Origin of the sequence: Cryobacterium sp. TMT4-10 (genome assembly GCF_004403275.1) — a bacterium.
In the GTDB taxonomy this organism is placed as follows: Bacteria; Actinomycetota; Actinomycetes; order Actinomycetales; family Microbacteriaceae; genus Cryobacterium; species Cryobacterium shii.
In genome coordinates, this window is sequence record NZ_SOGU01000038.1 from 17,844 (window position 1) to 30,442 (window position 12,599).

The 12,599-nt window shown below is 69.4% G+C and carries 12 protein-coding genes; 3 read left to right on the forward strand and 9 right to left on the reverse strand.

Annotated elements, in window-relative coordinates:
* Nucleotides 1-27 precede the first annotated feature (27 nt).
* Complete coding sequence (locus E3T42_RS06255) at nt 28-1,047, reverse strand: glycerophosphodiester phosphodiesterase family protein (RefSeq protein WP_134366216.1); 1,020 nt, start codon at nt 1,045-1,047, stop codon at nt 28-30.
* Nucleotides 1,048-1,085: 38 nt separating this feature from the next.
* On the opposite strand from E3T42_RS06255, the gene E3T42_RS06260 reads away from it, so the two are divergent.
* Entirely contained in the window at nt 1,086-1,670 is a 585-nt protein-coding gene (locus E3T42_RS06260) for a hypothetical protein (protein ID WP_134366215.1), read from the forward strand.
* Between the two features lie 73 nt (nt 1,671-1,743).
* Nucleotides 1,744-2,556, forward strand: coding sequence for a Bax inhibitor-1/YccA family protein (locus E3T42_RS06265; protein ID WP_134402671.1), 813 nt, complete (start codon nt 1,744-1,746; stop codon nt 2,554-2,556).
* An 83-nt stretch (nt 2,557-2,639) separates the two neighbouring features.
* On the opposite strand, the gene E3T42_RS06270 is transcribed toward E3T42_RS06265, so the two are convergent.
* The 8 genes from E3T42_RS06270 to E3T42_RS06305 form a co-directional block, all read right to left on the reverse strand.
* Nucleotides 2,640-2,948: a 2TM domain-containing protein gene (locus E3T42_RS06270; protein ID WP_134366213.1), complete on the reverse strand. Its 309-nt coding sequence runs from the start codon at nt 2,946-2,948 to the stop codon at nt 2,640-2,642.
* Nucleotides 2,949-3,247: 299 nt separating this feature from the next.
* Nucleotides 3,248-4,837 (reverse strand): glutamine-hydrolyzing GMP synthase, encoded by a 1,590-nt coding sequence (gene guaA, locus E3T42_RS06275; RefSeq protein WP_134402672.1) that lies wholly within the window; start codon nt 4,835-4,837, stop codon nt 3,248-3,250.
* Nucleotides 4,834-5,298, reverse strand: coding sequence for a DUF3817 domain-containing protein (locus E3T42_RS06280; protein WP_134366335.1), 465 nt, complete (start codon nt 5,296-5,298; stop codon nt 4,834-4,836). Before E3T42_RS06280 ends, guaA begins: the two co-directional genes overlap by 4 nt.
* Nucleotides 5,299-5,307: 9 nt before the next feature.
* Complete coding sequence (locus tag E3T42_RS06285) at nt 5,308-6,081, reverse strand: SURF1 family protein (RefSeq protein ID WP_134366336.1); 774 nt, start codon at nt 6,079-6,081, stop codon at nt 5,308-5,310.
* Complete coding sequence (locus E3T42_RS06290) at nt 6,078-7,535, reverse strand: cation:proton antiporter (protein WP_134366337.1); 1,458 nt, start codon at nt 7,533-7,535, stop codon at nt 6,078-6,080. The genes E3T42_RS06285 and E3T42_RS06290 overlap by 4 nt, the downstream gene beginning before the upstream one ends.
* Nucleotides 7,536-7,538: 3 nt before the next feature.
* A complete protein-coding gene (locus E3T42_RS06295) occupies nt 7,539-8,066 on the reverse strand; it encodes a cation:proton antiporter regulatory subunit (RefSeq protein WP_134366338.1) in 528 nt (175 codons plus the stop codon).
* A 265-nt stretch (nt 8,067-8,331) separates the two neighbouring features.
* Nucleotides 8,332-10,062, reverse strand: a complete 1,731-nt coding sequence (locus E3T42_RS06300) for a glycerol-3-phosphate dehydrogenase/oxidase (RefSeq protein ID WP_166787183.1) — start codon at nt 10,060-10,062, stop codon at nt 8,332-8,334.
* A gap of 76 nt (nt 10,063-10,138) precedes the next feature.
* Nucleotides 10,139-11,257 (reverse strand): GuaB3 family IMP dehydrogenase-related protein, encoded by a 1,119-nt coding sequence (locus E3T42_RS06305; RefSeq protein WP_134366339.1) that lies wholly within the window; start codon nt 11,255-11,257, stop codon nt 10,139-10,141.
* Nucleotides 11,258-11,355: 98 nt separating this feature from the next.
* Between E3T42_RS06305 and E3T42_RS06310 the strand changes: the two genes are divergently transcribed.
* Complete coding sequence (locus E3T42_RS06310; RefSeq protein WP_134366340.1) at nt 11,356-12,498, forward strand: MalY/PatB family protein; 1,143 nt, start codon at nt 11,356-11,358, stop codon at nt 12,496-12,498.
* Nucleotides 12,499-12,599 lie beyond the last annotated feature (101 nt).

Here is a 12,599-nt window from a genome sequence, read left to right on the forward strand (position 1 = left end):
GTTCAGCCGGGGGTTCGGCCCGCGAGGTCAGTCCTCGGCCGCCAGTTCGTCGCGCACGGTGACGGCCAGGTCGGGATGGTCGGCGAAGACCCCGTCGATGCCGGTGCCCAGGATAGTGCGGAACTCGGACTGCCAGTCCCCGTAGTCGGCCCGCAGGCGTCCGCGGCGGAACGTCTTCGCGAGAAAACGGTTCTCGGGGCGCAGGGTCCAGCAGTAGATCTCCAGCCGGGCGGCGTGTGCGGCGTCGACCAGGTCGGTGGCCCCGGTGACCTGCCCGTCGGCATCCGTCTCGAGGATCAGCGATTTGGGCACGCTGATGCCGTCGATCCGCCCGCTCAGCCCGTAGAGCCCGGCGTCGGTGAGGTAGTCGGCGTACCGGGGCGCGTTCTTCAGGCCGAGCCGGGCCACCTCGTCGAACGGCTTGCCGCGCGCCTCGAGCAGGAAGATCCGCTTGCCGTAGATGCCGCGCGCGTAGATCTTGCCGAGGAGGCTGCGTTCGAAGCTCTCGATCGTGAGGCGGCCGTCGCCGGCGTTCCAGCCGGCGGTGTTCACCTCGGCCGCGAACAGCTCGTCGAGCGGGAGCCCGATCGAGTCGAAGTAGGTGGCGTGCTTGATCTCGGCGACGATCCCGATCGGCCGCCTCGCCCGCCCGGCGACCCGGTCGATGAGCTTGAACGCGTCCCGCAGGCGCAGCAGCGGGAAGCGGTCGTCGAACGTGGCACTGGCCTTGCGCACCTCGGGCAGTCGCTCCCGTGCGCGCAGGGTGCGCAGCTCGGCCCAGGTGAAGTCCTCGGTGAACCAGCCGGTGAGCTCGATGCCGTCGATTTCCTTGGTCACCCGGCGAGAATGGAATTTGGGGTGGGAGGCGACATCCGTCGTGCCGGAGATCTCGTTCTCGTGGCGCACCACGAGAACGCCATCGCGGGTGGCCACGATGTCGGGTTCGACCGCGTCCGCCCCGAGGGCAACGGCCAGTTCGTAGGCGGACCGGGTGTGCTCGGGTCGGTAACCGCTCGCCCCGCGGTGGCCGATCACAATCGGTTGCATCTTCCAACCCTACGCGGGGAACTGCCAGAATCGAGGCGATGACACCCTGGACCGTCCCCCCGACCCGCCTGTACCGGTGGGGCTCCTCGCGCGCGCGCTATTTTGCGGGCCTGACCCTGGTCGCGCTCGGGGTGGCCGCCACGAATTTCACCAGCACCTACAGCCTTCTCTTCGTCCTGATCGGCCCCTCCCTGCACGTGATCGGCTGGCTCGTGCTGCCGGGGGCGCTGTGGCGTCGGCTCCTCGTGCTGATCCCCGCGCTGCTGGCCGGGCTGATTCTGCTCGGCGGCGCCGACTTCACCGGCGCCTTTGCCGTGCTCCTGGCCTGCTGGCTGTTCGTGCGGCACCGCCCCCTCCTCAGCTACCCGGCCCTGCTCGCGCCGATCGCGGTCAGCTTCATCCTCAAGGACGCGCTGAGCAGCTACGACCAGAACTGGATCGGCTACCTCGCGGGCACGGTCACCGCGGTGGCCTCGGCCTGGCTCGCCTGGTGGCTGCACGGCTGGGCGGCCGGTCGCCGGCCCCGCCGGGCGCCCAGGCCTCGTGCCGGCCAGCCGGATGCCGCGGACCAGACGGATACCGCTGAGGCCGCAGATATCTCGGCGGATCCTCAGCAGATCTGAATAGACTTCGGGGTAACCTCCAGTGCCGTCCGGCCCTGGTCCCTGAACCCACTCGATTGTGAGCCCGGAAACCATGGCATCCTCCAACCCCGCATTCTCCCGAAACGCCGCTTTCGGCGCTCCTGGCGCCGTTGCAGCGGGCAAGGTGCTCTCCGACAGCGACCTCCAGGGCCTGTTCAACGCCCCCTCCGCCGGCTCGCAGGAGACCGACCGGATGACCTACGACGACACCATCCGCAAGACGGTGCTCAGCTTCGTGATCCTGCTCGCGGCCGCGGCCCTCGGCTGGGTCATCACCCCGGTCACGATGATCCCGCTGATCCTCGGCGCGGTCGTCGGCCTGGTCCTCGGCTTCGTCAACGCCTTCAAGAAAGAGCCGTCGCCCGCCCTGATCCTGGCCTACGCGGCCGCCGAGGGCCTGTTCGTCGGTGGCATCTCGGTCGTCTTCGAGCAGATGTACGGCGGCGTCGTCACGCAGGCCGTGCTCGCCACCCTCGTGGTCGTCGGCGTCACCCTCGCCCTCTTCGCCAGCGGCAAGGTGCGCGCCTCCAAGCGGGCCACCAAGGTCTTCATGATCGCCATGATCGGCTACGGGGTCTTCTCCCTGATCAACTTCGGCCTGATGGCCTTCGGCGCGAACACGAGCGCGTTCGGCCTGCGCAGCGCCGACTTCATGGGCACCGGAATCCCGTTCGGCGTCATCATCGGCCTCCTCGCCGTCGTGATGGCCGCCTACTCGCTGGTGCTCGACTTCGACTACATCCAGCGCGGCGTCAACAACCGTGCTCCCCGCAAGTACGGCTGGACCGGCGCCTTCGGCATCATGGTGACCGTCGTCTGGCTCTACGTGGAACTGCTGCGCCTCTTCGCCATCTCGCGCAACTAGCACCGCACCGCTTCACCCGGAAGGGCCGCCCCGAGGGGCGGCCCTTCCGTCGTTCCGGCCACCTGCCGCGTCATCAACTTCCCTCAACTCCCGCTGCGCATCTCCCGGTCGATGTCCGCCTCGGTGATCGGCCGCCGGTAGAGGGTGTTCCACGCGTCCAGCAGGAGCGCCACACCCCAGCCGGCCAGCACCCAGCCGGGCCAGAAATAACCTCCACCCACGAAGAACCAGACTCCGACCAGGAACGCGTTGACCACCACATAGGCGACCAGGTCCCCCGTCAGCTTGCGCTTCCTCTCCAACCGCCGGCGCGCGAGGTCGCGATCCGTCACCGCCCGACCGTAATAGTCAGGGCCGAACTGCCCTCCGGACTCATCAGGTTTTTCTGCCATGACGCCACCTCCCGCGCTTTCCGTTGGTCGTTCTCCACCACCCGGAAAGATACCCGCCCCCGCCCCGCCCCGCTCTCCCACGCCGTCCCCCGCCCGCCGTCCCCCGCTCTGCTCTCCCCCGCTCTGCTCTCCCCCGCTCTGCTCTCCCCCGCTCTGACAGTTCCCGCTCCGGTCGAGAGTGCCCGCTGCGCCGGTCACTCTCGACCGGAACGGGAACACTCGCGCGCGAGGCAAAAAAACACCCTCGTTCACAAGCACGAGGGTGTTTTCTTGACGGCGGGAAGTTCAGGCAGCCGCCCCTACTCCCATTCGATGGTCCCCGGCGGCTTGGACGTGACGTCGAGCACGACGCGGTTGACTCCCGACACCTCGTTCGTGATCCGGTTGGAGATCCGCGCCAGCAGGTCGTACGGCAGGCGGGTCCAGTCGGCCGTCATCGCGTCCTCCGACGACACTGGGCGCAGCACGATCGGGTGACCGTAGGTGCGTCCGTCGCCCTGCACCCCGACGGAGCGCACGTCGGCGAGCAGCACCACCGGGCACTGCCAGATCTCACGGTCGAGGCCCGCGGCCGTCAGCTCGGCGCGCACGATCGCATCCGCGTGGCGCAGCAGGTCGAGCCGGTCCTGGGTGATCGCACCCACGATCCGGATGCCCAGGCCGGGTCCGGGGAACGGCTGGCGCTGCACGATCTCGGCCGGCAGTCCCAGCTCGGCGCCGATCGCTCGCACCTCGTCCTTGAACAGCGTGCGCAGCGGTTCGATCAGCTCGAACTGCAGGTCCTCCGGCAGGCCGCCCACGTTGTGGTGGCTCTTGATGTTGGCCGTGCCACTGCCGCCGCCGGACTCGACGACGTCCGGGTAGAGGGTGCCCTGAACGAGGAAGCGGATCGGGTCGCCATCCGTTTCGGCCGCTTCCCGGATCAGCTCGGCCTGGGCCTGCTCGAAGGTGCGGATGAACTCGCGGCCGATGATCTTGCGCTTGGTCTCCGGGTCGCTGACGCCCTCGAGCGCGGTCAGGAACTGGTCCCGCACGTCGACGGTGACCAGGCGCACGCCGGTGGCCTTGACGTAGTCTTCCTCGACCTGGCGGCGTTCGTCCTGCCGCAGCAGGCCGTGGTCCACGAACACGCAGACGAGCTGGTCACCGATGGCCTTGTGCACGAGGGCGGCGGCCACGGCGGAGTCCACGCCGCCGGAGAGCCCGCAGATGACCTTGCCGGTGCCGACCTGGGCCTGGATGCGGGCCACCTGTTCGGCGATCACGTTGCCGCTGTTCCAGTCGCCGGGGATGCCGGCGGCGCGGTGCAGGAAGTTCTCGAGCACGTTCTGGCCGAACTCGGAGTGCTTGACCTCGGGGTGCCACTGCACGCCGTAGAGCCGGCGCTCGTCATTCGCGAAGGCGGCGACCGGGGTCGACGCGGTGGAGGCGAGCACCGAGAAGCCGGCGGGGGCCTTCGACACGGAGTCGCCGTGGCTCATCCACGCGGTCTGCTCGGCCGGCTGCCCGGCCAGCAGCGCGTTGCTGCTGTCGGTGACTCTGACCGGGGTCGCGCCGTACTCGCTCTGTCCGGTGCGGGCGACCTCGCCGCCGAGGGTCGTCGCCATCACCTGGAAGCCGTAGCAGATGCCCAGGATCGGGATGCCCAGGTCGAAGATGGCGGGGTCGAAGGTGGGGGCACCCTCGGCGTAGACGCTCGAGGGTCCGCCGCTGAGCACGATGCCGAGCGGGTTCTTCTCGGCGACCTCGGCCACGGTGATCGAGTGCGCGACGATCTCTGAATACACGGATGCCTCCCGCACCCGGCGGGCGATCAGCTGCGCGTACTGGGCGCCGAAGTCCACCACCAGGACGGGGCGGGCTCCGGTCTGGGCGGCCACGGCGCTCATGAACGGGCCTGCTCGGTCGCGGCGGCGGCACCGGTGCCGGTGCCGGTGCCGGCGGCCTCACGGCTCGCCAGGAAGGCGGTGACCTCACGGTCGACGCGCACCTCGAGGAAGAACGACAGGGTCGGGATGATGCCGCCGAGCGCGATCAGCAGGAAGCGCGGGAACGACCAGCGCATCAGGCTCCACAGCTGGAAGTCGCTGAACAGGTACAGCACGTACAGCCAGCCGTGCACGATCAGGATGCCCGTGCTCAGGTTGAACGCGGTCACCGTACCCCGGTCCACGAGGGCGAGGAATCCGTTCGGACCATTCACCTCGAGCTCCAGCTGAAGGACGAACTTCAGGAAGACTTCGACGCAGAGCAACAGCAGGAAAACACCGGTGATGATCGAGGACACCCGGTAGAGCCGGAGCGCACCGGAGATTTTCGGGATGTCGGCGGGCTTTGGTTCAAGAGGCATGCGCCAATTCTAGACGGCCTCCGCCGCGGCGATGGCGGCCTGCTCCTGCTCGCGCTCCCAGGCATCGCGCGCGAGCCGGTACCAGAGGAACACGGCGAAACCGGCGAAGACGGCCCACTCGAGGGCGTAGAAGATGTTGAGCCAGTTGATGGAGGCATCGCTCACCGGCGCGGGCGAGTCGATCCTGGCCAGGCCGGCGGCGGCATCCGTGTCGACGATGTACCCGGCGTAGACGGACTGGTCGGTGAAATCCCTCCACTCGTTGATCAGGGCGGCGGTCGAGACGGTGGTCTGGGTGTGCGGGTCGCGCGTCTCGTCAGGCACGACGGGGGCCTCGGAGGGCACGAACCGCCCGGTCAACGTCTGCGCCTGACCGGCCGGCGCGGCGGCGAACTCGTCGATGGCCGCGGCGGCCGCCCGCTCGGTCGGCGCCCAGCCGCGCGCCACGGCGATGTTCGCGGCGTCGTCCGCCGTGATGAATCGGCTGACCACCCAGAATCCGCTGGCGCCGCCGTTGAAGCGGTCGCTGATCAGTTGCTCGTCGCCGGGCAGGAACGACCCGTCCACGGTGACCAGCTGGCCCGTGGCCGCCTCGCGCGGCGGGCCGTCCGGCGGCACGGCCTCGGCGAGAGGCTGCACGGTCTCGGTGGTGCGCTCCACGACCTCGCCGGAGGCGATGGCGCGCTCGAGCTGCCACCGGCCGAGGAGAGCGAAGGCCGCCGCGACCAGCAGAGCCAGGAGCAGGGCGAGGATCCAGCGTGGGCGGAGCATGGTCTTGGTCATGAGTAGTCCCCTGTTCCGGCGCCGCGACCGGAGTCGCGCGGCGGCTTCTCGGCCGGGCCGGCGTCGCTGGTGAAACGGTCGGTGACGAAATCGAGCATGGAGTCGGAGGCGCTCGGTTCGTCTTGCGCGCCGGGCTCCGAGCCCGGACGGGCGCGGGCGGCGACCCGCTCGGCGGCCCGCTGGGTCTCTGGGCCGGGCGTGGCGCCGGTGTCGGCGGTGACGGCTTCGACCAGCGCGATTTCCTCGGCCAGCATCGCGTCGACGGGGCGCCTGGGCACCGGAACCGCGTTCCTGCGGCGCCGGAGGGCGGCCCCGATCTTCTCCGAGTTCGCGGCGAACAGCGGCCCGAGGATGGCCATGGTGAGCACGTACAGACCGGCGAACGGCTGCAGGCGCTGGTCGAGGCCAGCGCTGACCGAGAGGGTCGCGAGGATCAGCGTGAATTCGCCGCGATTCACGAAGATCGCCGCGGTATTCAGGCCCTCCCGGGCACCCATGCCGTGCAGCCTGGCCATCAGCATCCCGGATACCAGGCTCAACACGAAGGTCATCGCGACGGCGAGCAGCACGATGGTGATGACCGATCCGAATTCGGCCACGTTGAGGGCGAGGCCGAAGTTGAGGAAGAAGAAGGCCCCGAACACGTCACGCAGCGGAACCGCCACGCGCTCGATCCGGCCGCGGTAGGTGCTCGCGCCGAGCACCACCCCGATCAGGAAGGCGCCGATCGCATCCGTCACCCCGATGATTTCCCCGATCCCGGCGAAGAGCACGGCGAGCCCGAAGAAAAGGATGGTGAACAGCTCGTCGTCCTTGGTACGCATCAGCCGGGACACCACCTTCGCCCCCCAGCGGGCGACGGAGAACATGACGACGAGGAAGAGGAACGCGATGCTCAGCTGCAGCACGATCGGCCAGATCTCGGTCTTGCCGCTGAGCACGACGGAGACGATCGCCAGGTAGATCGCGATGAAGATATCCCCGACGACGGTGACGCCGAGGATCATCGGCGTTTCCTTGTTCGCCAGCCGGCGCAGTTCGATCAGCAGCTTGGTGATGATGGCGCTCGAGCTGGTGCCGGTCATCCCCGCGATGACGAGGGCCTCCCGGGTGCCCCAGCCGACCATGAGGCCGAACCCGAAGCCGACGCCCATGTTGATCAGCACGTAGGATCCGCCGGAGATCAGGAGTTTTCCGGCGTCGCCGAAGAATGCCTCCTGGTCGAATTCGAGTCCCAGGCTGAACAGGAGCAGGATCAGGCCGAAAATGGCGATCAGTTCGATATCCGCCGAGTGGAAGTTGAGCGGGAACCAGCCGCTGTTCGGGCTCGCCAGGAGCCCCACGATCATGTAGATCGGGATGGACGGCAGCCCGATCAGTTTTCCGGCGCGGCCCAGAACGTACGCGACGACGAGCAGGATGCCAAGAGTGATGAGGTCTTCGCCGAGGTTCATCGGTTAGCCCCCGGGCGGCGCATCGACGGTCTTGGCCCTGACCTCGCCGGTGCGGAAGAACGCGAAAGCCTTCGCGACCTTCTCCGGCGAGCCGGCGACGACGAGCGTGTCGCCGGGGAACACCCGGAAGTCGTGGGCGGGCGCCGGGTTGGCGGACTCCCCCCGCACGACGGCGACCACGGTGAGGCCCGCGATGCCGCGGTCGGCCGGGTTCCCCAGCGTCTGGCCGGCGATGTGGTCTTCGTAGTCGACGGTGAACCAGTCGATGCTGAGGCCGGGGATCTGGTCGAGCGCGGTGAGCGACTCGGTGATCTGGGTGCCGCCGAGCAACTCGGCCAGGGTGTGCGCCTCGTCCTCGTTCAGGCGCAGGGACACCTTGGCGGCGTCGGGCCCGCCCTCGTCGTCCGCGAACGTGATGAGGTCGCTGTGCCCCGAGCGGTGGGCGATCACGCCGACCTTGCCGCCGTCATCCGTGATGAAGGTGTGGAGCACTCCCACGCCGGGAAGTTTGACCCGCCTAACGTCAACCATGGTTACGACTCCTGAGACTTGAGGGCAGTCGGGCCAGTCTACCGGAGTGCACTCCCACGCTCGCCGGACGCCGGCCGCCCCGCCCCGCACCGCTCTGCCCTAACCAATTCGACGGAGCTCTTGCTCTAAAAAGCGCCGTGGGGCGCATTCCGGCCCGAAATCGGCAAAATCTCCGTCGAATTGGTTCAGGCGCGGGCGGGCTGGCGGGAACGACGCGGGAACGACCAGCGGATGCGGCGAGCGCGCCGCATCCGCTGGCCCTGGCCTACTTCGTGGCGACGATGTCGGGGGCCTCGAGGCGCACCCGGTCGGCGGACTCGTCGTCCGGCTGCTTCTGCGACGCCCGTTCGGCCGCGACCCGCTTGAGGTAGTGGCCCACTTCGCGCTGTTCCCGGGCCTCGTCCCAGCCGAGCACCCCGGCGAGCAGGCGGGCCGCCACGGGAGCCGCGGACACGCCGCGATCCCAGGCCTCGATCGAGATGCGGGTGCGCCGGGCGAGCACGTCCTCGAGGTGCAGGGCGCCCAGGTGCGAGGCCGCATAGACGACCTCCGCCTCGATGTAGTCGTCGGCCCCCGGCAGCGGGTCGGCCAGCGACGGTGTCTCGCGGATGAGGTCGAGCAGTTCGTCGGTCAGGGTGCCGTAGCGGTTCAGCAGGTGCTCGATCCGCACCGTGTGCAGGCCGAAGGCCCTGGCGATCCGGCTGCGCTTGTTCCACGCAGCCTGGTAACCCTCGGCCCCGAGCAGCGGGATGTCGTGCGTGGTCGATGCCGGAATCCGGCCGTCGAGGGCAGCGACGGCCGCGTCGATCGCATCCTTCGCCATCACCCGGTAGGTGGTCCACTTGCCGCCCGCGATCACGACCAGTCCCGGCACGGAATGGCCGACGAGGTGCTCCCTGGACAGCTTCGACGTGCTCTCCGATTCCCCGGCCAGCAGGGGCCGGAGTCCCGCGTAGACCCCCTCGACGTCTTCCCTGGTCAGCGGCACCCGCATCACCGTGTTGACGGTTTCGAGCAGGTAGTCGATGTCCGCGGCCGTGGCCGCCGGGTGCGCCTTGTCCAGGTGCCAGTCGGTGTCGGTCGTGCCGATCAGCCAGTGCCGGCCCCAGGGGATCACGAACAGCACGCTCTTCTCGGTGCGCAGCAGCATGCCCATCGCCGATTGGAACCGGTCCCGGGGCACGACCAGGTGGATGCCCTTCGAGGCCCGAACCTTGAACGTGCCGCGTTCGCCGACCATGCGCTGGGTGTCGTCGGTCCAGACCCCGGTCGCGTTCACGACCTGCTTGGCCCGCACCTCGAACCGCTCGCCGGTCTGCAGGTCGTGCGCGTGCACGCCCACCACCCGCTCGCCGACCTTGATGAACCCCTCGACGCGCACCCGGCTGGCCGCGTGCGCGCCGTAGAACGATGCCGTGCGCACGAGCGAGGCCACGTAGAGCGCGTCGTCGACCTGGGCGTCGTAGTACGCGATGCCGCCGTGCATCGCGTCGTCCCGGAGGCTGGGCACGAGTCCCCGCACCTGCCGCTTGGACAGGTGGCGGTGATGCGGCACCCCGGGCGGACGCCCGCCGGTGTAGGAGAACAGGTCGTAGAGCAGCATGCCGGCGCCCACGTAGAAGCGTTCCTTGAACCGGGTCGTGAGCGGGTAGAGGAAGCGCACCGGCTTCACCAGGTGCGGCGCGATGCGCTGCAGCAGAAGGCCGCGCTCGATCAGGGCCTCCCGCACCAGCCTGAAGTCCAGCTGTTCCAGGTAACGGATGCCGCCGTGCACCAGCTTCGACGACCGGCTCGACGTGCCCGACGCCCAGTCCCTGGCCTCAAGGATGCCGACGCTCAGGCCCCGGGTCACGGCGTCCAGGGCCGCACCGGAACCGACGATGCCACCGCCGACGACGAGGATGTCGAGCTCTTTCCCCTTCAGCCGCTCCAGTGCCGCCGCGCGCTCGTCCGGGCCCAGTTTCCTGGACCGGGACACCGAGTTGCCTGTTGCCATGTGCTCACTCCCATCGAATGGTGTGGTGCTTACCCTGACGCTAGTTCACTCGGTACGGCGCGACAACTACCGGTGCCTAGTTCCCGCGGTACGGCGCGACGACGACCTCGACCCGCTGGAATTCCTTCAGGTCGGAGTAGCCGGTCGTGGCCATCGAACGGCGCAGCGCGCCGACGAGGTTCGCGGTGCCGTCGGCGATCGGGGTGGGGCCGTAGAGGATGGTCTCGAGCGGGGCGAGGGCGCCCACCTCGACGCGCTTGCCGCGGGGCAGCTGCGAGTGGTGCACCTCGGCGCCCCAGTGGAAACCGCCGCCGGGGGCATCCGTCGCCCGGGCCAGTGCGGTGCCGAGCATGACGGCGTCCGCGCCGCAGGCGATGGCCTTGACGATGTCGCCGGAGGTGTTGAGGCCTCCGTCTGCGATGACGTGCACGTAGCGTCCGCCGGACTCGTCCATGTAGTCCCGGCGGGCGCCGGCCACGTCGGCGACGGCCGTGGCCATCGGGGCGTGGATGCCGAGAGAGGCGCGGGTGGTCGAGGCCGCACCGCCGCCGAAGCCGACGAGCACCCCGGCCGCGCCGGTGCGCATGAGGTGCAGGGCAGCGGTGTAGGTGGCCGCGCCGCCCACGATCACGGGCACGTCGAGCTCGTAGATGAACTTCTTGAGGTTGAGGGGTTCCTGGTTCTGCGACACGTGCTCGGCGGAAACCGTGGTGCCGCGGATCACGAACAGGTCGACGCCGGCTGCGACGACGGTCTCGTACAGCTCCTGGGTGCGCTGCGGCGACAGGGCGCCGGCCACGGTCACGCCGGCCGCGCGGATCTCGGCGAGACGCTCGGTGACCAGGCTCGGCTTGATCGGCTCGGAGTACATCTGCTGCATGCGCGCGGTGGCCAGGTCGGCGGGCAGTTCTCGGATCTCGGCGAGGAGGGGTTCCGGGTCGTCGTAGCGGGTCCAGAGGCCCTCGAGGTCGAGCACGCCGACGCCGCCGAGCTGGCCCATCATGATGGCCGTCTTCGGCGACACCACGGAGTCCATCGGCGCCGCGAGGAACGGGATCGCGAACTGGTACGCGTCGATGGTCCAGCTGACCGACACGTCCTCCGGGTCGCGGGTGCGCCGACTGGGCACAATCGCGATGTCGTCGAAGGCATACACGCGGCGAGCGCGCTTGGAACGGCCGATCTCGATTTCCATGTTCCCAGTTTAGGTGCCGCCGACTGCCTCGGGGCGAACGCCGGGCAGGCGGGGCACGCGACCTCGACGCCGAACGGGAGTTGGGGCATCCTGACGTCATGGATGTCGCCGCCGATCCGTTGTCCTTTCTCCGCGAACGCACGAGCATGAAATGGCGCAGTTACCCCCCGGACGTGCTGCCGCTGTTCGTCGCTGAAATGGACTTCCCTCTCGCCGAGCCGATCCAGGACGCCCTGGTGGCGGCGGTGCGGCGCAGCGACACCGGCTACATCGCCCCGGCCAACGGACTCGGTGCGGCCTTCTCCGGGTTCGCCGGCCGCCGCTGGGGCTGGCGGGTGGACCCGGAGCAGGTGACCAGCACCACGGATGTCAGCGTCGCGATCGTCGAGACCCTGCGGCTCCGGATCCGGCCGGGCGACGCGGTCGTGATCACTCCCCCGGTCTACCCGCCGTTCTTCGACCTGGTCCCCGAGGCCGGCGGGCGGGTGGTCGCCGTGCCGCTCCTCTCGGGGCAGGCCGGCTGGAACCTCGACCTGGACGGGCTGGAACGGGCGTTCATCGACGGGGCGCGGTGCGTCCTGCTCTGCAACCCGCACAACCCGGTCGGGCATCCGCACACGGTGGAGGACCTCGTGGCGCTGGCCGAACTGGCCGCGCGCTACGGCGTCACGGTGATCAGCGACGAGGTGCACGCCCCCCTCACCTACGGCGACGCCGTCTTCACCCCCTACCTGTGCGTGTCGGCGGAGGCGGCGGAGCACGGCATCTGCGTGACCAGCGCGAGCAAGGCCTGGAATCTGGCCGGGCTCAAGTGCGCGGTGATCGTGACCGGCTCAGAACGGATGCGCGGACTCGTCTCCGCCCTGCCGGTGGAAGTCGGCTGGCGCACGAGCCAGTTCGGGCTGATCGCGGGCATCGCCGCCTGGCAGCACGGTGAGCCGTGGCTGGGCGGGGTGATCACCGCGCTGCAGGCCAACCGGCTGCTGCTGGCCGGTCTGCTCGACGCGCAACTTCCGGGCGTGGGCTACCGGCAGCCGGGAGCGGGCTACCTGGCCTGGCTGGACCTGCGGAGCCTGGGCTGGGGCGACGACCCCGCCCTGGTGGCGCTCGAGCGGGGCCGGGTGGCGCTGAGCCCCGGCCCGAAGTTCGGCCTGCCGGGCCTGGGCTACGCGCGCCTCAATTTCGGTTGTTCTCCCGAGGTTCTCGGCGAAGCGGTCTCCCGCCTCGCCGCATCCGTCTGACCGATCCCGAGCCCCAGGCGCGCCGGTGCTCGAGCCCGCCGAGACCCGCCGAACAGTGAGCAACGCCCCCAAAAATTCAAGAAACGGGGGCGAAACTCACG

What these genes read in the sequence shown, in the direction of transcription:
- E3T42_RS06255 (WP_134366216.1), bottom strand. Translation starts at nt 1,047, where the DNA reads ATGCAACCGATTGTGATCGGCCACCGCGGGGCGAGCGGTTACCGACCC.
- E3T42_RS06260 (WP_134366215.1), top strand. Translation starts at nt 1,086, where the DNA reads ATGACACCCTGGACCGTCCCCCCGACCCGCCTGTACCGGTGGGGCTCC.
- E3T42_RS06265 (WP_134402671.1), top strand. Translation starts at nt 1,744, where the DNA reads ATGGCATCCTCCAACCCCGCATTCTCCCGAAACGCCGCTTTCGGCGCT.
- E3T42_RS06270 (WP_134366213.1), bottom strand. Translation starts at nt 2,948, where the DNA reads ATGGCAGAAAAACCTGATGAGTCCGGAGGGCAGTTCGGCCCTGACTAT.
- guaA (WP_134402672.1), bottom strand. Translation starts at nt 4,837, where the DNA reads ATGAGCGCCGTGGCCGCCCAGACCGGAGCCCGCCCCGTCCTGGTGGTG.
- E3T42_RS06280 (WP_134366335.1), bottom strand. Translation starts at nt 5,298, where the DNA reads ATGCCTCTTGAACCAAAGCCCGCCGACATCCCGAAAATCTCCGGTGCG.
- E3T42_RS06285 (WP_134366336.1), bottom strand. Translation starts at nt 6,081, where the DNA reads ATGACCAAGACCATGCTCCGCCCACGCTGGATCCTCGCCCTGCTCCTG.
- E3T42_RS06290 (WP_134366337.1), bottom strand. Translation starts at nt 7,535, where the DNA reads ATGAACCTCGGCGAAGACCTCATCACTCTTGGCATCCTGCTCGTCGTC.
- E3T42_RS06295 (WP_134366338.1), bottom strand. Translation starts at nt 8,066, where the DNA reads ATGGTTGACGTTAGGCGGGTCAAACTTCCCGGCGTGGGAGTGCTCCAC.
- E3T42_RS06300 (WP_166787183.1), bottom strand. Translation starts at nt 10,062, where the DNA reads ATGGCAACAGGCAACTCGGTGTCCCGGTCCAGGAAACTGGGCCCGGAC.
- E3T42_RS06305 (WP_134366339.1), bottom strand. Translation starts at nt 11,257, where the DNA reads ATGGAAATCGAGATCGGCCGTTCCAAGCGCGCTCGCCGCGTGTATGCC.
- E3T42_RS06310 (WP_134366340.1), top strand. Translation starts at nt 11,356, where the DNA reads ATGGATGTCGCCGCCGATCCGTTGTCCTTTCTCCGCGAACGCACGAGC.